Below are 21,947 nucleotides of genomic sequence, written 5' to 3'. Positions count from 1 at the left end.
TAAGAGTGATAACAATACTACCAGGTTTGAGCCAGGGCTCAAACCCGCTATGGGGATGGGGGCTCGACTTGCATTTGGGGCCGATTTTGAGCTATAGTCTCTCGCCTAAACTTGGAGAACAGATATGCAAAAAGAGATCCATCCCAAATATGACGAAATCAAGGTCGTTTGTAGCTGCGGGAACACCTTTACCACCCGTTCAACGGCGGGCAGAGACTTGCACCTCGAAATCTGCTCCAATTGCCATCCCTTCTATACGGGTCAACAAAAGATCGTGGATACGGCCGGTCGGGTAGAGCGCTTTAATAAGAAATACAAGAAACACCGCGCTACGAATACTGAGCAAGCTAAGAAAGAAGATTAATCGCTGTCTCAAGCACGCCGATTTCATCTTGATGATTGCGGGTTTCTTCCGTTAGATATCGACGCCATTGTCTGGCGCCTGGTTTACCATGACAAAGTCCGAGTAAGTGGCGCGTAATGCGATGCAGTTTCACACCGTTTGATAACTGTTTTGCAACGTAAGGCAAATATTGCAGGAGTACATTCTTCACACTAAATTCATCGGAAGATGCGTGTGGATACAGCACCCGATCCAATTCAGCAATAAATAATGGTGAATGATACGCTTCCCGACCAACCATCAGCCCATCGACATGACTCAAATGCGCCTTAACATGCACAGTTGTTTTAATACCGCCATTAATCACCACCGATAAATCAGGAAATGCTTTTTTCAAACGATAAACGGTTTCATACCGCAGAGGCGGAACAGTCCGATTTTCTTTCGGACTCAAACCCTGCAACCAAGCTTTACGCGCATGAATAATAAAAACACGACAGCCTGCTTGTGCATTGACTTGAACAAAATGATGGAGGCTCTCGTAATCATCCCTGTCATCGACACCGATACGCGTTTTTATTGTGACAGGAATATTGACGGCATCGTTCATTGCGCTAATACAATCTGCCACCAATGTAGGTTGCTTCATTAAACAAGCACCGAACTGCCCTGAGTTAACCCGATCACTCGGGCAACCAACATTCAAATTGATTTCATCATAGCCCCACTCCTCACCCATGCGAGCGCATTGAGCAAGTTCTTGCGGACTTGAACCACCTAATTGCAGTGCTAGTGGATGTTCTTCAGCATTATAGTGCAACGCACGAGAACGTTTATTTCGCAATAATTCTGCCGTCGTCACCATCTCGGTATATAATAATGCGTGCTTACTTAACAGACGCATTAACATACGAAAATGGCGGTCACTGTAGGCCATCATCGGGGCAATCGAAATTAATCGATTCTTCGTCATAGTGTGTATGCGTCTGCTAATAATTCGCTAGCCAATCTGTTTGAGCAGATGCTTCTCCAAAACCTTTTCACCATCTTTTGTATAGTCTTTTTCGATCACTTTGGAAATGACTTGCTCTAAGGGTGAGCGTAAATGTTTATTCATCATGCCACGAAATTGTGCTGGAACCACGAGAATTAATTCATCGAATTCATTCGCCACTCGTGCGGCTTCTAGGGTGCTCACTATCTCACGTGCAAAACTTTCGGCTTCATATTTTTTGGGGTCAGTCGGCTCTACAAAACTACCTTCTTTATAATGTCCCAATTTATCAGAAGCAATATCAACGTCTTTTTTACGACTCGCTGGATGCGTGAATTCTTGTACCGACTCTAGCTTTTCTTTGCCGGTTAAAAATTTGAGTTTATTGACTGAAAATATTTTGGCTTTGCTCGCATTAGCTACTAATATCCATGTTTTTGTCATTGAATCAATCTCCTTCCGTCAAGTCATTCAATTGATTATTGCCACCCAAACTACGAAACGCTTCTTTGGCGGTATCACTTCGCAGTTTTGCTAGCTCCGCTAAATACTCATCGGTGACATTTCCCGCGATATAATCACCCGTGAATACCGAATCTTCAAAACGTTCAATCTTTGAGACCTCATCAAGCGCAGCATCATTCACGGCTTGATAAATGTCTTTCAAATCTTGATAGATTAACCAATCCGCACCGATTATTCGCGCCACATCTTCAGCCGATTTATCATGCGCAATTAATTCTTTGGCATTTGGCATATCAATCCCGTAAACATTGGGATAACGCACTTCAGGTGCAGCCGATGCAAAATATACTTTTTTTGCACCAACATCGCGCGCCATTTGAATAATTTTCTGTGATGTCGTCCCACGCACAATGGAGTCATCGACCAACAACACGTTTTTTCCTGAAAACTCTTGCTTAATCGCATTTAATTTCATGCGCACCGAACTGCGACGCATCGCTTGACCAGGCATAATAAACGTGCGACCGATGTAACGATTTTTCACAAACCCTTCGGAATAAGGCACACCTAATTCTTGTGACAATGCCAAAGCCGAGGTGCGACTGGTATCGGGAATTGGGATGACAATATCAATATCGTGATTCGGATGATCGCGTAAAATTTTCTTTGCTAAACTGCGACCCATGCCAAGACGCGCTTGATACAGCGGAATATTATCGATGATTGAATCTGCGCGAGCCAAATAAATATATTCAAAAATACACGGACACCGACGAACTTTCTTCGCGCATTGCTGCTTGTGAACATTACCCTCGCGATCGAAATAAATCACTTCACCCGGACCGACATCCCCAACCAGCTCAAAACCCAACACATCCAAGGCAATACTTTCCGACGCCAACATGAATTCGATGCCGTGCTCATTTTCACGCTTACCATACACGAGAGGACGAATCGCATTCGGATCACGAAATCCCACAATGCCATATCCATTAATCATCATCACCGCTGCAAATGCACCTTGAACACGCGAATATACTTTACTCATCGCTTTAAATAACTCTTTAGGCGTGAGTGTTGTTCCACCTGCACGCTGTAACTCGTGCGCAACGACATTTAATAACACTTCTGAATCTGAACTGGTATTCAAATGGCGGAGGTCTGCGCGAACTAAATCTTTTTTCAGCTCGACTACATTGGTTAAATTACCGTTATGAACTAAACTCAATCCATAGGGTGAATTGACATAAAATGGCTGGGACTCACCAGGGCTCTCCGAGCCCGCCGTGGGATAACGCACATGCCCAATGCCCATGTTACCGCGCAGCTGTAACATGTGCGGCTCGCGTATCGCATCGCGAACTAAGCCGTTTGATTTGCGTAAAAAGATTCGATCGCCATCGCTCGTCATCATACCAGCAGCATCTTGGCCGCGATGCTGTACGATCGTGAGCGCATCATAAATATCTTGATTCACACGCCGGTTTGCAATAATTCCAACAATGCCACACATCGTTTAATTAGCCTCACTATCTTCGTTTTCGTTCATGACCCATTGTGAAAACTGCTTCATTTGCAGAGGCAAAAAACTGTTGAGCCAAACAACCATCGGTTTAAATTCCGGTGCGATTCGAGATTGCGCGAGATAAGTACCGTCTTTAATTTTACCCACACTCACAAACATTAACAAAACAGCAACGATGAACAAGCCACGCGCCACTCCGAAAATAATACCCAGTATACGATCCGTCACGCCCAATCCCGTATTTTTTACAAAGGCATGAATAATTGCGTTAACGAATATGCCCACAATGAAAATTATTAAAAAGAGTGCCGCAAAGGCAATCACATATCGCAATGAGGGCGATGCAATCCAAGATTTAAGTAAAATCGAAGCAGGTTCTGCAAATTTCAACGCGATAAGAATACCGACTACCCAAATGACCAAGGACACGGCTTCTCGCGAAAAACCTCGAAAGAAACTAATAATCGTAGAAAATGCAATAACACCTATGATGGAGTAATCGACCCAATTTAAACTATGCGCTGCTGGGTTTATCATACTGAATATCTTTTTATCACGCCTTTAAGCTGAAATTGTTGTTTCAACTGTTGTTGCAGTTGTTTTACTTTATGTTGATCAATGATCGGCCCTACAAAAACACGTGTAATCGTCCGCTGATTCAATTGATTTTCTCGCATGTACACATCAAACCCTTTTACACGCAACTGTTTGACGAGCCGTTTTGCGTTTGCAGAATTAGAAAAGCTCGCCACTTGTATCACCCACGCCTCAGGCACGGAGGACTTTAACACGGGTTCAACCGGCTTTGCTGCAGTCTTTTTAGCACTGACTACTGGTTTTTTTACTGTTTGTTTTGCTGAGGTTTTAGGGTTATGTTTTGGTGCTGGTTCTTCGGCAGGCTTTATTGCCGGTTTGGTCGTTGCGTTGTCATGCAATTTCACAACATGGTCAGCGACTTTCGGCGTGACTGCCGGCGCTGGTGTTGTATTTAAGATTCGCTGTGAAACCGCCGGCGTTTCCTGAGCTACCGCTTCAGAGGATTGTGGCTGTGCATCGCCTGCTTGAGCGATATTCACACTCGTGGATATAGGCTTTGGACTGCTGATCGCTGGCAATTGCAGTTGAACTTCCGGTTTAGCCGGTGCCAGAGGTACATTTGTCGATAGTTTGAGGTCCGCAGAAGGTCGCGAGTTGTGAAATAGCAAAGGCAGGAATATTGCCACAACTGCTAAAAGAACAATCCCTCCAATGACTCGCTGTTTAGTTTTAGTTTGCATAGACCCCCTCCCTACTCTAACTCAGCTTTGAAATATTGTTTCACACTAGCCACGGTATAAAATGAGCCAAAAATGAGCAGCCTGTCCTGCTCCCAACATTCGCTGATAGCCCGCTCAAGCGCCTCTATCACCGACGCGAAATTATAACAGTTTTTTACGCCTTGTGTGGTTAATTCTGAGGTGATTTGTTCGGCCTTCGCCCCTCTTTTGACCTCTAACCCCCCAGCATACCATTGGTCGACGAGTGGTATGAGTTTAGCCACCGAGCGCCCAATGTCTTTGTCCGTGAGCATACCAACGACTGCCAGTGTGCGACCTTGAGTAGGCAGGCGGCGCAGTTGCTCAGCGAGGTAAGCCATAGATTGTGGGTTGTGGGCTACATCATAAATGATTGTCCTTGAACTCACGCTCAAGCCCCCCCGACTCGGCAACACCCCAAGCGCTTTTTGAATTATTTCAAAACGGCCTGACAACGACGCTTTTTTTATTCCCGCAAGGATCCCAAATTGCGTCACGGGTAGTCGTGATTGCAGTTGTTCAACGACCATTAAACTTGTGGCAGCATTAGCTAGTTTTAATTGCGGCATGGGTAAATGGAGATACGTTATTGTAGGACCAACCCAATTCCATTTTCCAGATTGAACGTCAACACGGTAATCTTTTTTAAAACAAAAAAACGGATTGTTTTTTGCAGCGTGGATTAAACTCTTTGGTGGATCATCATCACCACAAATCACAGGAATTCCCGCACGAATAATGCCGGCTTTTTCTTTGCCGATCGATTCACGATCGGGGCCTAGCCAATCGACATGGTCGATGTCAATGTTGCTAATGACAGCAATCGTGGGATCAACAATGTTCACCGCATCTAAACGACCGCCCAGGCCTACCTCTAGCAATAAAACATCCAGTTTTTTTTGCTGGCAGATGTGTAAAACCGCCAACGTCGTAAATTCAAAAAAACTTAATTCTTGCTCGCCTCGCGATTTTTCGATGAATTCAAATGCACCTAGAAAATCACCGTCCGATGCTTCTTCACCATTGATTCGCAAGCGTTCATTGAATTTTAATAAATGCGGCGAGGTGTATGCGGCAACGCGATAACCCGAGGCTAAATAAATGCTTTCCAGAAATTTTATAATCGAACCCTTCCCGTTTGTTCCCGCGACGGTAACAATCGGACAGGTAAAGTGCGTTAATGAGAGCGATTTTGCAAGCGCATCAATGCGCTCTAGCCCCAGGTCGATTTCACGCGGATGTAGCGTATAGATGTAATCAAGCCATTCTGTAAGCGTTTGTGATGTCATGTTGGGCAGTATAGCTCTTTCAGGTTTCAGGAAAAAATTTCATGCAAAAAAACACTCGCTCCGTATCAACCTGCGATTGAAATTCTTTTTAAAATTTCTATCAACTTTCCACAGTATTTGGAACTTTAAATGACTGATGCGTTAATTTCGAAAGCAAAGATGCAACCGTTTTTTTCAAATCACGACGATCGACCACCATATCGATCGCGCCGTGTTCCAACAAAAACTCACTGCGTTGAAAACCTTCCGGCAGCGTTTGCCGAATCGTTTGTTCAATGACACGTGGGCCCGAAAAACCAATCAAAGCCTTAGGCTCTGCAATAATAATATCACCCAACGTTGCCAAACTCGCCGACACCCCACCCATCGTAGGGTCGGTTAACACCGAAATATAAGGGATTTTTTGTTGACCCAAACGCGCTAACACCGAACTCGTTTTTGCCATTTGAAACAATGAAAATAACCCCTCTTGCATACGCGCACCACCACTCGTTGCAAAACAAACTAACGGAATTTTTTCATTGAGCGCTGCTTGTGCACCTATTGCAAATCGTTCACCAACAGCAGCGCCCATCGAACCACCGATAAATGAAAAATCAAATGCAATCGCGACGACCGGCATTCCAAATACAGAACCTTTAAAAGCAAGCAACGCTTCTTTTTCACCCGAACTTTTCTGGGCAGCATGCAAACGATCTTTATATTTTTTGGTATCACGGAATTTCAAACGATCCACGGGCACAATGGTTTTCGCCAATTCTTCACGACCGTCTTCATCTAAAAATTGATCGACGCGTTTGCGTGCACTAAGACGCAAATGGTGATTACATTTCGGGCACACGTCTAAATTGCGCTCCAATTCAGCGCGATATAAGACCGCCGTACACTCGGGGCATTTACTCCATATGCCTTCGGGAACTCCTTTCTTTTTTTTATCAGCAGAAACTTTCGGTAATAATTTTTTAAACCAGCTCATAGTGATTCCCTAGAGATGAAAACGTGTATTTAATAATAGCAGAAGTTTTACGCTTTGTGCGAAAAGGACTGCACGGCTTCATGGCAAAAAAAAGGGACCCAACGGCATACGCGGCAATGCGAATTCCGGTGGATAATTAACCTCCACAAGATACAGGCCATTGGGTGATATTGTCATCCCGCCTTTAGTGCGATCCCTAGCCTCCAAAACCTCTTTAGCCCACAACGGTGGCCGTTCGCCGCAACCAATCGCCATGAGAACGCCCACAATATTGCGAACCATATGTAATAAAAATGCATTGGCCTGAACCTCCACGACAACCATTCGGCGAATTCGAAAGATCTCAATTTGATGGATCGTACGAATCGGACTCTTTGCCTGGCAATCTGAGCCGCGAAAGGAATTAAAATCATGCTCACCAAGCAGATGTTTGGCCCCCTCAAGCATCAATTTTTCATCCAGAGGTCGATAATACCATCCGACGGAATGACGCAAAATACCGGGCCGGATTTCATGATTGTAGAGAACATAGCGATAGCGTCTCGCCCTCGCCGAATAACGTGCATGAAAATCATCACTGACCGGCTTTGCCCACAGCACACTAATATTATTCGGAAGATTGCTATTAGCACCAAAGACCCAGGAATAATCACTGCGGTGAGCCCGAGTATCGAAATGAATAGTTTGTGCCGTTGCGTGAACGCCGGCATCGGTACGCCCTGCGCAGGTCACACTCACGGGATGATCAGCTACCGCTGATAACGCTCTTTCAACCGTGCCCTGAACAGTGCTGAGCCCTTCTTGGACTTGCCAACCATGATATCCCGTTCCGTCGTAGCGCAACCCTACTGCAATGCGTTGCATCATTATGACTCTGCTGGAATCTCATCAAGCATCGCTTGCGCTTGTTCTTTATGCGACTGATCACCATGCTTATTAACTTCGGCCAACACTTTTCGTGCTGTGTCATAATCTTCCATGGCAATATAAGTCCGCGCTAAATCCAATTTGGCGGGAACACCTTCCTCGCTACCCATATAATCATATTCAGCTTCTGTGCCGTCAAGATGATCGCCTGATTTTGAATTTCGATTTGCAGTTTTTTGTTTTTTCTTTTTATTATTACGCGGCCAAATTGCCCACAGTAATAATATAATCAAAATAACAACTCCACTTATAATCGCTTTAAGCCCCGTAGAGCCCAAATGATTATTGATTATTTGCGCCCACTCAACGAATGTTGAGGCTGCAGTGTGACGAATGGGCTGAGCATTTTTTAAATATTTTAATGAATCCGTTGTTTTTTTCAGCGAAATAATTTCTTGATTTAACAACGTCATGGCTTGTGTGAGTTCTTGTAACCGTTGTTCTAGCTGTTGATTTTTATTACTCAACTCCAGTACACGTTCATCCATTTTTTGCTGAAATGACAAATTATTTTGATTAATCTGCGTGAGCTCTGCCTGCAACATTTGCACGCCTTGATGATCGGGCACGCTATCCATTTGCGCTATGGATTTTTCGGCCTTTTCGGGAATAGTGCTACCTGATTTCGTTGTGTCAGCAGATGGGTTTGACGCAACTTTCTTGGCTGCGGCTGAGTTCGATGAAGACTGTGTCGAGTCAATCCATTTTTGATTTGGATTATTGTTTGTTGTATTGGTATCGTCTGCGGATTGATAATTTTGAACCGGTGTTGCTTGACGCGTAACATCGTTAGCAGCCAGCGCTGACAACGGCAACAACATGAGCCCAACCACTAGATAACGGATGCATTTGTTCAACCCTTTTCCCCCTCATTAATATATTATGCTTGAACGCTAGACAATATATCAGATTTCATCTTATGAGTCAGTCAGTTAATCGCTCTCGGTAGTGCCTCATTTTTGTTGATGTGATATATTTTGCTATTTCAGAAAATCATTAGGATAAGGATTGCATGAATGGCAAGAATCAATGTTGCTTGCCCCTGCTGCTGTTTACATGAGGTTGTAAAATTTGGCGTCAGCAGTACAGGAAAGCAAAGGTTTCAATGTAAAAATAATGCTTGTGAGAAAAATACATTTCTTCTAGATTACACACATAATGCTCGTGCCCCTGGTGTTAAAGATAAAATAGTTGATATGGCAATGAATGGTAGTGGCGTCAGAGATACTGCACGCATTTTACGTATTAGCATTAACACTGTTATTGGTGAATTAAAAAAAAGGGTGAAGGTTTGGAGAGCGTCAATACACGACTTTTAAAGGAAAAAGAATCACTTGGTGCGTCTGTTACTGTTAATGTTGTACAAGTTGAAGAAGCGGAGCTGGATGAAATGTGGAGTTTTGTTCGAAATAAACAGAATCAACGTTGGCTTTGGCATGCGATTGATCACCATACACATGAGGTGTTAGCTTATCATTTTGGTCCAAGAAAAGATTCAGCATTTAAAGCACTGAAAGAAAAACTGAGCTCATTTGATATCAACTTTTACTATACAGATGATTGGGGTGCTTATGAAAGACACCTGCCTCAATCAAAACATTTGGTGGGAAAGCAAAATACCCAAGCGATTGAACGAAAGCATCTCACGTTGCGCACACGAATAAAGCGATTAGCGAGAAAGACGATTTGCTTTTCTAAACTGGATAAATTGCACGACATTGTCATCGGATTATTTATCAATAGGCACGAGTTTGGGAGGGTTATTTAGATGCCATCAACAAAAATGAGGCACCACCATCGCTCTCTACCCACCTCTCGCCCAGAAAACGGATGTATAAATCCATCATTAAATCATGCAGTTATTATTTAATGCCGCTACCCCTTTGTTTTTTGCCATTAATTTTCTATCATGAGGGTCTTTACAGACAAGAGGATGTCCCGGTGTTATTTCGTCAGCTATTTGACCCTAAGTCATGCACCTACACCTACTTAATTGGATCTGGCCGAGGGCGAGAAGCCCTGCTCATCGACCCCGTACGGGATCGGATGAATTTATACCAACAATTGCTCGACGAGCTGGAAGTGAAGCTCCTCTTCGTCATCGATACACATACTCACGCCGACCACATTACGGCATCGGGTTTATTGCGTCAGCAATATAGTTGTGACATTGCGATGGGCGAACAAGCACCCGCAGAATGCATCTCACTAAGATTGAAAGAAGCCGAAACGCTTAATCTGGATGGCATTTCACTAAAAGCGCTCTACACACCCGGCCATACAAACGACTCTTTTTCTTTTTTGATGAACGATCGTGTTTTTACCGGCGACACACTGCTCATTCGCGCGACGGGGCGAACCGATTTTCAACAAGGCGATGCATACAAACAGTACGACAGTTTATTTAACAAATTACTAAAACTACCGGAAGAAACGCTAGTTTACCCTGCTCACGATTATAATGGCATGACAGTCAGCACCATCGGCGAAGAAAAACGATTTAATCCACGACTTCAGGTGAGCTCGGCAGAAGAATATGCTACCATCACGAACCAATTAAACTTGGAAAAACCAACCATGATGGACGTTGCAGTACCTGCCAATATAAAATGCGGTTTATCTATACCCAGCGCGAATAACAAGGATAACGAACATGGCTAAATCTCTTATAAAACCTTTAGTAATCATCACGGCAATCGTTGCAGTTGCTGTGTCCGTGTTGGCCGTGGCATTGTCACCTCGAATAAAATTGCCCCAAGCAGTTAACATTCCAACGAATGGACAACCAACCTTAGGCAATGAAAATGCTCCCGTGCAGATCGTCGCGTTCGAAGATTTAAAATGCAGCAATTGTATGCGATACAACAACGCACTATTTCCCAAAATTAAGAAAAAATATATCTATACCGGCATCGCAAAATATACGATGATCGTCGTTGCATTTATTCCAGGCTCGATTCCGGCTGCCAATGCCGCACTGTGTTTATACCATCAAAACAAATCTTTCTATTATCCTTTTGTAAAATACCTTTATCAGCACCAACCGCCAGAACAAAATGATTGGGCAACGATCCCCACCTTATTAAAATTTGCAAAAGCCGCCGTACCACAAGCCAATTTAAGCACATTGAGTAATTGCATTTTTGCAAGCGAGCACTCAACAAGCATCGATACGAATTTTAAATTGGGCATGAAAATTATGAATAACCAATTAGCCACACCAACACTTTATGTCAATGGCATGATTGTTGATCCATTAACAATGAAACGCGTCGACCAATTAATCGCCGCCGCGAAACAAAAATAATGCGTTGTAACTGTAAAATAAGCCGTCATTATGGTCTTTATTTCGCATGGGTAATCGCGCTCATCGCCACGATGGTGTCGCTTTACTTTAGCGTTGTGAAAGAATGGCCCGTCTGCGATTTATGTTGGTACCAACGGATTTGTATCTATCCGCTGGTCATCATTTTAGGCATTGCAGCTTTCCGCGAGAATCACGGCATCGTGAAGTACGCCCTGCCTCTCGCTGTGCTTGGATTTTTATTTTCGCTCTATCAATATTTAGAGCAAATGGTAGTCGGCTTTGCGCCCATTAGCCTTTGCGGCGTGAGCGGGCCCGATTGCAGTCACATTCATTTTCAGTGGCTAGGCTTCATTACATTTCCATTTCTCGGCGCCCTCGGCAGCTTAGCAATTATTGTCTTTTTAGTATTAGCCGCGTGCGCCCACAAAAAAAATCCTGAGTAGCTTCACTGATCAGACTGCGAAGTCGCCGGAATAATCTGGCCTCGCAACTCACCTGCTTCATTCAAGCATGTGTGAATGTTCACATAAAGTTTTCCATCCATCAGCGCTTTCTTTTCTGCTGCGAGTGTCAACGGCGGGGTTAATTGATTATTGCCCGCTAATTTATAGCTGCCCCACATGATACCGGTTGTTCCTACGGGACAGGTGAGAGCAGACACCGCTTTGCTTGAATAACCCAACGCCTTCATGTTGGACTTTGGATAAATAAAATCCCTTGCCAGTTAGGACAATAATCAAAAAATGTGAGTTTCTAAATCTTAAGCTGTTTTTTGCAGCAATTCGTAGAATTGCTCAGGTGTAAAATTTATTTTATCCAACCATGATTTTACTATCCCAATCAAATCCTCTATTTTTTCAGGGTCTGAGTTTTGCGTCTTTTCTTCAGTCCTCTGAATCGTTTTAATTTTTGAGTTGCTATTTTTGAAAATAGCAGGATGTCGCGTGCGTTTCCCCTGCGTATCACCTTTGGTTCTGCCTTGCGGATTACCGCGTGGTTTGCAGAGATTAGCAGGCGTGCCAACGGTATCAAGCACCGTAGAAAAACCCCGTTGCGTTTGTGAAGGGGTCGCAGTTATTGATGGTTTTTCGTTATCCACTTGGAAGCTCGGCAAATACCGCTCCCATTTTTTCGGTAAAATCGGGGCAAGATTCCTCGCTAGATAAAGTTGCGTATACGCTAATGCTGTCATCCGCCACCAATCTTCTTCGTGCTTAACATCCGGTGTTTGGTATCGGTCAAATAACAGTTTGTCTTTACCAAAACGAAAGTAGTGTTCAATGTCATAGCGTCTATCGTAATAGTGATACGCTTCTAATGCTGTGATTTCATTACGTCGTTCACCAGCGAGTCCTAACCAGAGTGGATTTTTATATAAAGATTTACCGTTAGCATCAACCGCAACCAATTGCACAACAGTAACAGGATGCTCATATCCTTTAAATTGCTTTGAACCACGCAGTAATTGGTCACGCCATATTTTAATCTCCAATTGGTAAGTTTTGCCACTGCGGGTTGTAATGGGTTGCTGCACAATCTCATCGGATTCACGGTGAGTCGTGCTGTCGTTTAGTTTCATCGCATCACCATAGCGTTTTATACTTCCTGAGGTATTATCTTCTATTGATGCGGGCGCGAAAACATTACGGGTACTGTTAAAACGGAAAAGATGTACCCAATTGGGATTTTCGCTAACCAGTTTACGGCAAGCTTCTGTACCATATTTTGAATCAGCCACGCTAACCACCAATTTATGAGTAAGCGCTAAGTCTGCAATACAACGGTTAATTTGCTGCATCCCAACTACATTGCCTTTTTCATCGCTTTTAACGCGCCTCGTATCCAGTGGAACTAACCAATGCTTTTCTTGAGCTGCACCATCATTGGGCAATAGTGATACCGTTGAATATTCATGTCCAATGGTAATCGGTTTGTTACCCGGTGCTGGATTAGGGCTGTAAACCACATGGCGATCTTCAACACAGTGTGCACTTTGACGCGACTGTGGTGTCGTATCCGCAATAATGATCACACGGTCATCGCTATGACTAACATGTTCATATTGTATTTTCATCATGCTATCCCAACAATTTGCTACCGACAAACCATCGCTAATCGCATCGGTAATACTACTGTATTCACGTTCAAAGTATGGCGATTCACATAATTCTATGGGTGTTTTGCAGCGATGGCCATGGCTTGAAAGGGCATCGAGTAAATTCATATTGGCATCGCGTCGCGCGGGGAAGATGTTGTAGAGGAATGTACGGAATTGTTTTAGTTTTTCTGTCGCTAACATCGTTTGTTCCTTATTTTATTTTTTCGAACAAACGTTGTTTACAACGTAAAATTTTTTTTCGGTTTCTATGTCAAGCAATTTTTAATTATTTTTATAAATTTATCCAAAGTCCAATTCATGGATGGTGGTGGATAACCACAAATTGTTTGTACGATGGGACCACCAACGCCTTTATCGCCGAGATGAAAGTGCATCATGATGGGTGAGCCGCTGATTCCCGTATAGGTGAAGGCAAACAACAACGTGCTCGTATCCGGGTTATACCAAAAAGTGCCAAACCCCGTAGCGTTCGAATAGTCCGTGGATTTTGCGTTCATGCAACGCGTTTTATAAAAAGGATGAGGCGCTTTTTGATCACCGGGTGCAAATAAATTGTGAGTAACGGCTTTTGTGCTCAATACAGCCGTGAACAACACGCTCTTGTTTGCACCCACACCACCCGCAACGCCTGCAACAGTAAATGTTAAAGCAACACAAGCGCCGCTTAACGTCATGAAGTGTTTCAGTTTCATATTAACCTCCTTGTCATTGGGCATCTCTTGGGATCAATTTCAATTGCTTGCCAATACGAGAAATTGAACGCTATTTCATTAGCTGAAAATAGCTTCCAACAGGCGCCCGAAATAATTTAACTATTTTTCGATATTATCACGCTCATGCTTTTTCTGCACTATATACTCAGAAATGAGAGCAACTATTCGTGTGGCGATAACGCTTTTGCGCGCAAGGGGGATTTCCTGAAACTGGCCATCACGATGAATAACAACGACCGCGTTTTCGTCGCTCTCAAAACCTTGCCCAGGCCCAACTTGATTGGCAATAATCATATCGAGATTTTTTTCGGCTAACTTTTTTTGTGCATAATCGATGACACGGTCGGTTTCGGCCGCAAAGCCAATGACGATTGGTTTGTTCTTTAAGGCAGCGACGGACTTAATAATATCGGGATTGCGTTTTAATTGCAGAATCATCGTCTCGGCTGTTTTCTTTATTTTATGTTCAGCAATCGTTTCCATACAATAATCAGACACAGCGGCTGCACCGATAAAAATATCACAAGCATCGATTTTTTCCATCACGGCATCATACATTTCTTCTGCACTCGTGACGTCAATAGAATGCACACCGGCTGGCGTTGATAACGCTGTAGGACCTCTAATTAAAGTGACATCGGCTCCGGCTGCTTGTGCAGCTCTTGCAAGCGCGATGCCCATTTTGCCGGAGCTGCGATTACTTAAAAAACGAACCGGGTCGATCGCCTCACGCGTGGGCCCTGCGGTAATAATCACGTTTTGCCCTGACAATATATCGCTGGCAAAGTATTCTGCAATGCATGCCACCAACTCTTCGGGTTCCAGCATGCGCCCCGGACCCGTTTCACCACAGGCTTGTTCGCCTTCTGCGGGACCAAAAATTTTCATATCACGATGTTTTAAACGTTGAACATTATCTCGCGTGATAACATTCAACCACATTTGCTGATTCATCGCCGGTGCGAGTGCAATCGGTGCGGTTGTCGCTAAGCATAGTGTGGCTAACAAGTCATTGGCCATCCCATGTGCCACTCGTGCTATAAAATCGGCACTCGCCGGGGCAATGACAATAAAATCCGCCCAACGGGCCAGTTCAATATGACCCATACCCGCTTCGGCTTCTTCAGACAGGAGTTGGTGATAAACACGGTGACCGGAAACGGCTTGCAAGGTCAAGGGCGTGATAAATTCCTTGGCCGCCGTCGTCATGGCGACACGAACATCAGCCCCCGCCTTTTTCAAGCGCCGCACTAAGTCGGCGCTCTTGTAAGCTGCGATCCCCCCGCTAACCCCAACAAGTATTTTCTTACCTTTTAACATCGCCTAACTATAGTATGGATTAGCTCGGGGAAGCAATTTTAGTTAAGGCCTTTACATTCTTCTGGCATACCCGGTTGCTCATCGTCCTCTTCATCTGAATCCACTCTTGCGCTTGAAGCCCCAGGGAGGTCTGCCCATATACGCAATTCTAAACTGGAAGTTACTCCTTTGGCCTGACCTCCTTGTTCAATTTTACCTTCAACTATTTCTTTACTAACCCCACCCTCCCATATTGGTTTTTTTCCCTGAGTATTCCCTAGAAAGAATTGAGAATACTGGCTTCTCCAATTAGGGTTCACATAAGAAATAGCTGACATGATTTGTGTATAATCTTTTAGTATACCTTGTAGTAATTTTTCAGCTTTTTGGCATAAGTTTTCAGAGATTAGTCCTAGGGAAGATAAATCGAATAATACCAAGCGTGTCGCGATGCTCGTGATAGATTATTGCCATCCCTGTCAATAATCGACTCGCAATACGCGACAACTTAAATAGCCGCGGACGTCCTCGTCGCCCGCGCTCCGCGACCTCACGGCTCGACTACGCACGGGCTCTCAAATGACTTGACGGCTCGTAAAGATTTTTTGCAGTCGCTTACGCTCGGCAAAAAATCCGAGCCTACCGCGGAATACGCGCCTTCGCTTCGCTCTCCATGGCGCGCATCGATGGAAATGAGCTTGAATTTCTTTTGAACTACATCCGATAATCAGGTTTTCGTTACGCAAAAGATTACAGCTATAGGTCGACAAAATTGTATTAAACTTTTTTTTTATCTTTTGGCAATTTATCAGGAGAAAAAGAGAGAGTAAATTTTATCCTAAGTAAAATATCAGCAGGGTGAAAATTATATATCGCTTCATTTGCAGGGACTGTTTATTAGTTTGTGTAAATCGCGTCAGTCAGAATTATGAATCAGCCATTGTGTTAACTGATTTTTTAATTTTATCAAAAACTACATTGCGTTCAAATTAATTTCCTCTCTTATGAATTTTAAGTTTTATACAAAATCCGCCAGGCGATCTTCAAACATAAGGGCAAAACGATTCATGGCGGCACCCCAGTCTCGAATCGGCATGGTCCATTTTTTGGCTATATTTTTTAACCCTAAATAGAGTTGTTTTAAAGCGGCATCGTCCGACGGAAAAACTCGTTTATTTTTAATAACTTTTCGGATACTCATGTTCAGTGATTCAATAGCGTTAGTGGTATAAATCACCGGCGGTGCCTCATTTTTGTTGATGGCATCTAAATAACCCTCCCAAACTCGTGCCTATTGATAAATAATCCGATGACAATGTCGTGGACTTTATCCAGTTTAGAAAAGCAAATCGTCTTTCTCGCTAATCGCTTTATTCGTGTGCGCAATGTGAGATGCTTTCGTTCAATCGCTTGGGTATTTTGCTTTCCCACCAAATGTTTTGATTGAGGCAGGTGTCTTTCATAAGCACCCCAATCATCTGTATAGTAAAAGTTGATATCAAATGAGCTCAGTTTTTCTTTCAGTGCTTTAAATGCTGAATCTTTTCTTGGACCAAAATGATAAGCTAACACCTCATGTGTATGGTGATCAATCGCATGCCAGAGCCAACGTTGATTCTGTTTATTTCGAACAAAACTCCACATTTCATCCAGCTCCGCTTCTTCAACTTGTACAACATTAACAGTAACAGACGCACCAAGTGATTCTTTTTCCTTTAAAAGTCGTGTATTGACGCTCTCCAAACCTTCACCCCTTTTTTTTAATTCACCAATAACAGTGTTAATGCTAATACGTAAAACGCCTGCAGTATCTCTGACGCCACTACCATTCATTGCCATATCAACTATTTTATCTTTAACACCAGGGGCACGAGCATTATGTGTGTAATCTAGAAGAAATGTATTTTTCTCACAAGCATTATTTTTACATTGAAACCTTTGCTTTCCTGTACTGCTGACGCCAAATTTTACAACCTCATGTAAACAGCAGCAGGGGCAAGCAACATTGATTCTTGCCATTCATTCAATCCTTATCCTAATGATTTTCTGAAATACCAAAATATATCACATCAACAAAAATGAGGCACTACCCATTTTTTGGCTATATTTTTTAACCCTAAATAGAGTTGTTTTAAAGCGGCATCGTCCGACGGAAAAACTCGTTTATTTTTAATAACTTTTCGGATACTCATGTTCAGTGATTCAATAGCGTTAGTGGTATAAATCACCCTCCGAATTTCTGCCGGATAAGCAAAAAATGGCACAATGCGCTCCCAATGAGTCAACCAACTTTTGGCAATCGAGGGAAATTCAGCATCCCATTTCTCAGAGAAACTCGTCAGCGCCAATTCTGCTTCTTCAACCGTACTGGCCGAATAAATAGCTTTTAAGTCAGCGGCCACTTCTTTTTTCTTTTTCCAACCCACATAGCGCAATGAATTCCGCACCATGTGTACAATGCAAAGCTGTACTTGAGTGTTAGGATACACAGCGCCAATCGCATCAGGAAAGCCCGTTAGCCCGTCAACGCAACAAATCAGGATATCTTCTAGGCCTCGATTTTTTAACTCCGTTAATACATTCAACCAGAATTTAGCGCCCTCATTTTGGCTAATCCAAATACCTAGCAATTCTTTTTGCCCATCGATATTAATTCCTAAAGCCAAATACAATGCCTTATTGATAACCTTTTTATCTTGCTGCACTTTAATCACTAAAGCGTCCAAATACACAATCGGATACACCTTGTCCAACGGACGACTTTGCCAAGCCTTCACTTCTTCAATCACTTCGTTGGTTACTGTAGAAATGAGACTCGAACAAATAGTTGTGCCATACAAATCTTTCAACTGATCTTGAATATCACGGGTAGTCATACCCCGTGCATAAAGACTCATAATTTTGTCATCCAAATCATCAAAGCGGGTTTGATGTTTTGGAATCAATTGCGGTACAAACTCATTGTTACGATCACGAGGAACCTCAATGGTCATCTCGCCATCTGTTGTTTTGATCGTTTTTTGGCTGTGCCCATTGCGGGAATTACCACTATTGTTGCCAGACACTTCGTGTTTTGCATAACCCAGCGCGTCCGTCAGCTCCCCTTCCAGAATACGCTCCGTCAGTGCCTTTTTTAACTCCTTTAACAAACCAGTATCACCGAAAATATCAGATGCGGTCTTGGTATGTTTGAGAAAATATTCCACAACCTGTGGATCTAATTTATTGGTTTTCATTGCCATAGTCAAAGACTCCGTATAATTTTAACGACCTTTCCCTGACTATCGCATTTACACAATCTTATTTACAGACCCCGATTAGGTCTTTCGTTATTATAATGCCAGAGCCAACGGGTGGCTTTTTGTTGAACCTCCTCTATCGTTGTAAAAATATCTTGGTTAAGCCAGTCATATCGCACTGTTCTATTAAAACGTTCAATGTACGCATTTTGTTGGGGTTTTCCAGGCTGAATATAAAAAAGCTCAATACCTTTCTTTTCTGCCCATTCCATTAGCTTACCGCTAATGTATTCAGGTCCATTATCGCAGCGCAGCGCAATCGGTTTGCCTCGCCACTCAATGATTTGATTAAGGGCTCGTATCACGCGATCAGCTGGAAGCGATAAGTCAACATCAATCCCAAGCCCTTCTCGATTGTAGTCATCAATAACATTAAACAAGCGGTAGGATCTTTGGTCGCCCAGTTGATCATGCATAAAGTCCATAGACCATACTTGGTTTACTGAGTCTGGAGTGCATAGCGCTTCTGGTTTACGTCGCATGAAGCGTTTTTTAGACTTTATTCTTAGATTTAACGCTAGTTCTCGATAAATGCGGTAAACACGTTTGTGGTTCCAGGCAAAGCCTTTGACGTTACGTAAGTATAAAAAGCAAAGTCCAAAACCCCAGTTAAGCCATGTGCTCGTTAGCCGAATAAGCCAGTCTGCAATCACTGTATTTTCATCCGATACTAGCGGCTCATAACGATAGCATGTTTCACTAATAGCAAATGCCTTGCAAGCAACTCGGATGCTTACTTTCTTATTCTTAACGCAATTCCTTGCCATCTCTCTGCGCTGAGATGGCTTTACCACTTTTTTTGCATAGCCTCCTGAATGATCTCGGCTTTTAAGCGTTCTTCAGCATACATTTTTTTCAGGCGACGATTTTCCTCTTCAAGCTCCTTTAAGCGCGTCATCATGGATGCATCCATCCCACCATACTTGGCTCGCCACTTATAGAACGTGGCATTGCTTATACCATGCTCTCGGCACAGATCGGGAACGGGTGTTCCACCTTCAGCTTGCTTCAGTATCGAAATGATTTGGCTGTCTGGGTACTTCGATTTTTTCATCTTGAATCTCCTCTGTTTAGTTTACGAGAAAATTCTACTTTTAAGTACCTCTAATTTGTGGGGGGATTACCGAATTAACTTGCTATGTGATGTACTGGGTGTCAGTCGTAGTGGTTATTATGACTGGCTATCGCGACCTATGAGCCCACGTGAGCAAGCAAACCAACAATTAGATGAAAAAATTAAGGTAATTTATATGAGAAACAAACAACGTTACGGTTCACCACGTATAACTCGTGCATTGCAAGCGGAATCGATTTCCTGCAGTCACACGCGTATTGAGCGGCGTATGCGCTCCATGGGCTTAAAAGCACTTGCCAAGCGTAGATTTAAAATAACCACAGACTCGGGTCACAACAAGCCTATTTTTGAGAATATTTTAAAGAGAGATTTCACGACAACGGCGATCAATCAAAAATGGGTGAGTGATCTGACGTACATTCCAACCCGTGAAGGTTGGTTGTATTTAGCGGTGGTTATCGATGTGCATTCACGTTCGGTTATTGGCTCGTCAATGAATAAAAGCATGAAACAAGATTTAGTGTGTGATGCGTTATTGATGGCGTTATTCAAACGAAAATATCCAAAGCAAGTGATTATACACTCTGATCGGGGCAGTCAATATTGTTCGAAAAAATATAGGGAAATCATCAAGCAAAACAAGCTGATTGGTTCAATGAGCAGAAAGACTAATTGTTGGGATAATGCCATTGCAGAAAGTTTTTTCCATACCCTAAAAACGGAACTTGTGCATGTGAATGATTACACAACACGCGCTGAAGCAAGGCAAAGTCTTTTTCAGTATATTGAAGGCTATTACAATCACAGAAGAATGCATTCAGCTATTGACTACAAGACCCCTGTTGCGCTTGAATGTGCTGCGTAAAATCGAAAAAAAATGTGTCCGGTAAAGTGAGGGAAGATCACACAAACCGCTCGCAGAAAAAAATAAACCCATGCGAGTTCTCACAAAAATCGATCTAATGGCTATTAACTATGTGCCAATAGGCTTAGGGCGAGCTAAGCCAACTTAAGCCCCAAGAGCACCCCAAAACCCACAGATTGTTCTATATTTGTACAAATGAAGGACTTGAAGGGAACACTATTGGCACTGGTGTTTGCTGTGGCTGGTTTTGACGGCATCAAGGCGAACGACCCCAGCTCGGCACCGACAGCCCCTTCTGCATCGGGAGATTCGGTAGAGATTACCAACGATGTGCGCCATGTTGATTACAACCCCGAACCACCTAAAATACCGATCAAACCACTACCCGAAATTAAAAAAGCGCTACACAAGCAGGCACCAACGCTGCACGATAAAGTTATCAACGCCGTTATCATGGCCCTAACGTGTGCGAATAAAAATGACATTGAGCACAACCACATTTTAACGATCATTGATTATTCATTACCCTCCAATCAAAAACGATTATGGGTGTTTGACTTGGCAAAAAATAAATTGCTTTTTCACACTTATATTTCACATGCGATTAAATCAGGCACCTTAATGACAAACCATTTTTCGAATAAACTTAACAGCAAAACTAGTAGCCTCGGCATATTTATGACAGAAGATGCGTATCGAGGTCGACACGGTGCTTCATTAAAATTAATGGGAATCGATGGGAATTTTAATAGCAATGCATACAAACGCTTCATCGTCATGCACGGTGCGTGGTATGTAGAAGAAGATTTCATTAAAAAATATGGCAGGCCTGGACGAAGTTGGGGCTGCCCCGTATTGCCAAAAAGCGAAACCATGCCAATCATTGAAGTCATTAAAGACGATACATTCTTCGTCGTGTATTATCCTGATAAACAATGGCTCACCAATTCTAAATTTCTGAACTGTGATGCCTCAAATCATTTAAACACGGCCAATCTCAATAACGAGGCCGACATTCCCGAAGAGACACATCGCCAGCCGATCTTATATGTGGATGTCAACAAAGACAACAAACGCGAAGAGAACGAGCCCATCATCGTGATCAAGGCGGATGATTACCAACACCTGTATAAAGCAAAACCGCCGCTCAAGCGCATGCTGCGTCGCCAAATCAATCAGCAAGAATACATCGCGCTAACCAATGAAGAGTTTAAAAAGCTAATCACCGACAACTCTACCGAAAACAATGGTAAAAAAGGATTAGAGATTTTCTATTTAGTTGTCCCCGACGTTAAGTTAAAACGCGGTTATTATACGACAGAAATGAAAATAGTGTCGCTCGGTAAAATCAAGAAGGTGACGCTAGGCAGCGAATATCACACCGTTTATTTTGAACATAAACCACCCGCCGAAATCAAAACTGACAAACACTTTATCCGATGGTTGGGACTATAGG

Annotated in this window: 23 protein-coding genes and 3 pseudogenes; 8 read left to right on the top strand and 18 right to left on the bottom strand. The window is 43.1% G+C overall.

Annotation, left to right across the window (positions count from 1 at the left end; all coding sequences use genetic code 11):
- Nucleotides 1–124 precede the first annotated feature (124 nt).
- A complete protein-coding gene (gene rpmE, locus ACJMKR_RS03760) occupies nucleotides 125–364 on the top strand; it encodes a 50S ribosomal protein L31 (protein WP_423063838.1) in 240 nt (79 codons plus the stop codon).
- Here rpmE and dusA read toward each other — a convergent pair.
- The 9 genes from dusA to ACJMKR_RS03715 all read right to left on the bottom strand — a co-directional run bounded on the left by dusA (nucleotide 348) and on the right by ACJMKR_RS03715 (nucleotide 8,671).
- Nucleotides 348–1,316 (bottom strand): tRNA dihydrouridine(20/20a) synthase DusA, encoded by a 969-nt coding sequence (gene dusA, locus ACJMKR_RS03755; protein ID WP_423063837.1) that lies wholly within the window; start codon nucleotides 1,314–1,316, stop codon nucleotides 348–350. The two genes, rpmE and dusA, sit on opposite strands and share 17 nt — an antisense overlap.
- A 27-nt stretch (nucleotides 1,317–1,343) precedes the next feature.
- Entirely contained in the window at nucleotides 1,344–1,781 is a 438-nt protein-coding gene (locus ACJMKR_RS03750; protein WP_423063836.1) for a host attachment protein, read from the bottom strand.
- A gap of 4 nt (nucleotides 1,782–1,785) precedes the next feature.
- Nucleotides 1,786–3,315, bottom strand: coding sequence for an amidophosphoribosyltransferase (gene purF, locus ACJMKR_RS03745; RefSeq protein WP_423063835.1), 1,530 nt, complete (start codon nucleotides 3,313–3,315; stop codon nucleotides 1,786–1,788).
- A 3-nt stretch (nucleotides 3,316–3,318) separates the two neighbouring features.
- Nucleotides 3,319–3,864, bottom strand: coding sequence for a CvpA family protein (locus tag ACJMKR_RS03740; RefSeq protein ID WP_423063834.1), 546 nt, complete (start codon nucleotides 3,862–3,864; stop codon nucleotides 3,319–3,321).
- Complete coding sequence (locus ACJMKR_RS03735) at nucleotides 3,861–4,604, bottom strand: SPOR domain-containing protein (RefSeq protein ID WP_423063833.1); 744 nt, start codon at nucleotides 4,602–4,604, stop codon at nucleotides 3,861–3,863. Before ACJMKR_RS03735 ends, ACJMKR_RS03740 begins: the two co-directional genes overlap by 4 nt.
- An 11-nt stretch (nucleotides 4,605–4,615) precedes the next feature.
- Nucleotides 4,616–5,911, bottom strand: coding sequence for a bifunctional tetrahydrofolate synthase/dihydrofolate synthase (folC, locus tag ACJMKR_RS03730; RefSeq protein WP_423063832.1), 1,296 nt, complete (start codon nucleotides 5,909–5,911; stop codon nucleotides 4,616–4,618).
- A 100-nt stretch (nucleotides 5,912–6,011) separates the two neighbouring features.
- The gene (accD, locus tag ACJMKR_RS03725) at nucleotides 6,012–6,887 is read right to left on the bottom strand and encodes an acetyl-CoA carboxylase, carboxyltransferase subunit beta (RefSeq protein WP_423063831.1); all 876 of its coding nucleotides are present in this window, start codon (nucleotides 6,885–6,887) and stop codon (nucleotides 6,012–6,014) included.
- A 78-nt stretch (nucleotides 6,888–6,965) separates the two neighbouring features.
- Nucleotides 6,966–7,751 (bottom strand): tRNA pseudouridine(38-40) synthase TruA, encoded by a 786-nt coding sequence (gene truA, locus ACJMKR_RS03720; protein ID WP_423064180.1) that lies wholly within the window; start codon nucleotides 7,749–7,751, stop codon nucleotides 6,966–6,968.
- Nucleotides 7,752–7,753: 2 nt separating this feature from the next.
- The gene (locus ACJMKR_RS03715) at nucleotides 7,754–8,671 is read right to left on the bottom strand and encodes a FimV/HubP family polar landmark protein (RefSeq protein WP_423063830.1); all 918 of its coding nucleotides are present in this window, start codon (nucleotides 8,669–8,671) and stop codon (nucleotides 7,754–7,756) included.
- Nucleotides 8,672–8,830: 159 nt separating this feature from the next.
- On the opposite strand from ACJMKR_RS03715, the pseudogene ACJMKR_RS03710 reads away from it, so the two are divergent.
- The 4 genes and pseudogenes from ACJMKR_RS03710 to ACJMKR_RS03695 all read left to right on the top strand — a co-directional run bounded on the left by ACJMKR_RS03710 (nucleotide 8,831) and on the right by ACJMKR_RS03695 (nucleotide 11,564).
- Nucleotides 8,831–9,582: pseudogene (locus ACJMKR_RS03710) on the top strand (IS1 family transposase).
- 173 nt (nucleotides 9,583–9,755) lie between these two features.
- Nucleotides 9,756–10,475 carry an MBL fold metallo-hydrolase gene (locus ACJMKR_RS03705; protein WP_423064179.1) on the top strand — a complete coding sequence of 240 codons (720 nt, stop codon included), beginning with the start codon at nucleotides 9,756–9,758 and terminating at the stop codon, nucleotides 10,473–10,475.
- Complete coding sequence (locus tag ACJMKR_RS03700) at nucleotides 10,468–11,121, top strand: thioredoxin domain-containing protein (RefSeq protein WP_423063829.1); 654 nt, start codon at nucleotides 10,468–10,470, stop codon at nucleotides 11,119–11,121. The genes ACJMKR_RS03705 and ACJMKR_RS03700 overlap by 8 nt, the downstream gene beginning before the upstream one ends.
- Nucleotides 11,121–11,564 (top strand): disulfide bond formation protein B, encoded by a 444-nt coding sequence (locus tag ACJMKR_RS03695; protein ID WP_423063828.1) that lies wholly within the window; start codon nucleotides 11,121–11,123, stop codon nucleotides 11,562–11,564. The genes ACJMKR_RS03700 and ACJMKR_RS03695 overlap by 1 nt, the downstream gene beginning before the upstream one ends.
- Nucleotides 11,565–11,566: 2 nt before the next feature.
- Here ACJMKR_RS03695 and ACJMKR_RS03690 read toward each other — a convergent pair whose 3' ends face one another.
- The 5 genes from ACJMKR_RS03690 to ACJMKR_RS03670 form a co-directional block, all read right to left on the bottom strand.
- The gene (locus ACJMKR_RS03690) at nucleotides 11,567–11,743 is read right to left on the bottom strand and encodes a CHRD domain-containing protein (RefSeq protein ID WP_423063827.1); all 177 of its coding nucleotides are present in this window, start codon (nucleotides 11,741–11,743) and stop codon (nucleotides 11,567–11,569) included.
- A gap of 138 nt (nucleotides 11,744–11,881) precedes the next feature.
- Nucleotides 11,882–13,420 carry a transposase gene (locus tag ACJMKR_RS03685; RefSeq protein ID WP_423062352.1) on the bottom strand — a complete coding sequence of 513 codons (1,539 nt, stop codon included), beginning with the start codon at nucleotides 13,418–13,420 and terminating at the stop codon, nucleotides 11,882–11,884.
- Between the two features lie 65 nt (nucleotides 13,421–13,485).
- Nucleotides 13,486–13,932 carry a CHRD domain-containing protein gene (locus ACJMKR_RS03680; protein ID WP_423063826.1) on the bottom strand — a complete coding sequence of 149 codons (447 nt, stop codon included), beginning with the start codon at nucleotides 13,930–13,932 and terminating at the stop codon, nucleotides 13,486–13,488.
- Between the two features lie 120 nt (nucleotides 13,933–14,052).
- Nucleotides 14,053–15,273 carry a bifunctional phosphopantothenoylcysteine decarboxylase/phosphopantothenate--cysteine ligase CoaBC gene (gene coaBC, locus ACJMKR_RS03675; RefSeq protein WP_423063825.1) on the bottom strand — a complete coding sequence of 407 codons (1,221 nt, stop codon included), beginning with the start codon at nucleotides 15,271–15,273 and terminating at the stop codon, nucleotides 14,053–14,055.
- A 38-nt stretch (nucleotides 15,274–15,311) separates the two neighbouring features.
- Nucleotides 15,312–15,692, bottom strand: coding sequence for a hypothetical protein (locus ACJMKR_RS03670; RefSeq protein WP_423063824.1), 381 nt, complete (start codon nucleotides 15,690–15,692; stop codon nucleotides 15,312–15,314).
- Nucleotides 15,693–15,836: 144 nt separating this feature from the next.
- On the opposite strand from ACJMKR_RS03670, the gene ACJMKR_RS03665 reads away from it, so the two are divergent.
- Nucleotides 15,837–15,965 (top strand): hypothetical protein, encoded by a 129-nt coding sequence (locus ACJMKR_RS03665; RefSeq protein ID WP_423063823.1) that lies wholly within the window; start codon nucleotides 15,837–15,839, stop codon nucleotides 15,963–15,965.
- Nucleotides 15,966–16,270: 305 nt separating this feature from the next.
- On the opposite strand, the pseudogene ACJMKR_RS03660 reads toward ACJMKR_RS03665, so the two are convergent.
- The 4 genes and pseudogenes from ACJMKR_RS03660 to ACJMKR_RS03645 all read right to left on the bottom strand — a co-directional run.
- Nucleotides 16,271–16,501, bottom strand: a pseudogene (locus ACJMKR_RS03660) (transposase); the annotation flags it as partial.
- Between the two features lie 17 nt (nucleotides 16,502–16,518).
- Nucleotides 16,519–17,271, bottom strand: coding sequence for an IS1 family transposase (locus ACJMKR_RS03655; RefSeq protein WP_423063822.1), 753 nt, complete (start codon nucleotides 17,269–17,271; stop codon nucleotides 16,519–16,521).
- Nucleotides 17,272–17,348: 77 nt separating this feature from the next.
- Nucleotides 17,349–18,488, bottom strand: a pseudogene (locus ACJMKR_RS03650) (IS256 family transposase); the annotation flags it as partial.
- Between the two features lie 68 nt (nucleotides 18,489–18,556).
- A protein-coding gene (locus tag ACJMKR_RS03645) for an IS3 family transposase (RefSeq protein WP_423063820.1) occupies nucleotides 18,557–19,605 on the bottom strand; the annotation gives its coding sequence in 2 pieces (ribosomal slippage) (nucleotides 18,557–19,353 and nucleotides 19,353–19,605; 1,050 coding nt in all).
- On the opposite strand from ACJMKR_RS03645, the gene ACJMKR_RS03640 reads away from it, so the two are divergent.
- Nucleotides 19,571–20,491, top strand: coding sequence for an IS3 family transposase (locus ACJMKR_RS03640; RefSeq protein ID WP_423063819.1), 921 nt, complete (start codon nucleotides 19,571–19,573; stop codon nucleotides 20,489–20,491). The genes ACJMKR_RS03645 and ACJMKR_RS03640 overlap by 35 nt on opposite strands.
- 204 nt (nucleotides 20,492–20,695) lie before the next feature.
- On the top strand, nucleotides 20,696–21,946 hold the full coding sequence (locus ACJMKR_RS03635) for a murein L,D-transpeptidase catalytic domain family protein (RefSeq protein ID WP_423063818.1): 1,251 nt from the start codon (nucleotides 20,696–20,698) through the stop codon (nucleotides 21,944–21,946).
- Nucleotide 21,947: the final 1 nt, after the last annotated feature.

It is taken from the genome of Candidiatus Paracoxiella cheracis, from assembly GCF_049348705.1.
GTDB lineage: Bacteria > Pseudomonadota > Gammaproteobacteria > Coxiellales > Coxiellaceae > Paracoxiella > Paracoxiella cheracis.
The sequence above is the reverse complement of the archived record's forward strand: the minus strand, read 5'-3'. Positions and strand labels throughout refer to the sequence as shown.

Coding starts and splice junctions, on each gene's coding strand:
- ACJMKR_RS03680 (WP_423063826.1), bottom strand. CDS start 13,932: ATGAAACTGAAACACTTCATGACGTTAAGCGGCGCTTGTGTTGCTTTA.
- rpmE (WP_423063838.1), top strand. CDS start 125: ATGCAAAAAGAGATCCATCCCAAATATGACGAAATCAAGGTCGTTTGT.
- ACJMKR_RS03690 (WP_423063827.1), bottom strand. CDS start 11,743: ATGTGGGGCAGCTATAAATTAGCGGGCAATAATCAATTAACCCCGCCG.
- ACJMKR_RS03740 (WP_423063834.1), bottom strand. CDS start 3,864: ATGATAAACCCAGCAGCGCATAGTTTAAATTGGGTCGATTACTCCATC.
- purF (WP_423063835.1), bottom strand. CDS start 3,315: ATGTGTGGCATTGTTGGAATTATTGCAAACCGGCGTGTGAATCAAGAT.
- ACJMKR_RS03750 (WP_423063836.1), bottom strand. CDS start 1,781: ATGACAAAAACATGGATATTAGTAGCTAATGCGAGCAAAGCCAAAATA.
- folC (WP_423063832.1), bottom strand. CDS start 5,911: ATGACATCACAAACGCTTACAGAATGGCTTGATTACATCTATACGCTA.
- ACJMKR_RS03695 (WP_423063828.1), top strand. CDS start 11,121: ATGCGTTGTAACTGTAAAATAAGCCGTCATTATGGTCTTTATTTCGCA.
- truA (WP_423064180.1), bottom strand. CDS start 7,751: ATGCAACGCATTGCAGTAGGGTTGCGCTACGACGGAACGGGATATCAT.
- ACJMKR_RS03685 (WP_423062352.1), bottom strand. CDS start 13,420: ATGTTAGCGACAGAAAAACTAAAACAATTCCGTACATTCCTCTACAAC.
- ACJMKR_RS03655 (WP_423063822.1), bottom strand. CDS start 17,271: ATGGCAAGAATCAATGTTGCTTGCCCCTGCTGCTGTTTACATGAGGTT.
- ACJMKR_RS03700 (WP_423063829.1), top strand. CDS start 10,468: ATGGCTAAATCTCTTATAAAACCTTTAGTAATCATCACGGCAATCGTT.
- dusA (WP_423063837.1), bottom strand. CDS start 1,316: ATGACGAAGAATCGATTAATTTCGATTGCCCCGATGATGGCCTACAGT.
- ACJMKR_RS03640 (WP_423063819.1), top strand. CDS start 19,571: ATGATTTGGCTGTCTGGGTACTTCGATTTTTTCATCTTGAATCTCCTC.
- coaBC (WP_423063825.1), bottom strand. CDS start 15,273: ATGTTAAAAGGTAAGAAAATACTTGTTGGGGTTAGCGGGGGGATCGCA.
- ACJMKR_RS03735 (WP_423063833.1), bottom strand. CDS start 4,604: ATGCAAACTAAAACTAAACAGCGAGTCATTGGAGGGATTGTTCTTTTA.
- accD (WP_423063831.1), bottom strand. CDS start 6,887: ATGAGCTGGTTTAAAAAATTATTACCGAAAGTTTCTGCTGATAAAAAA.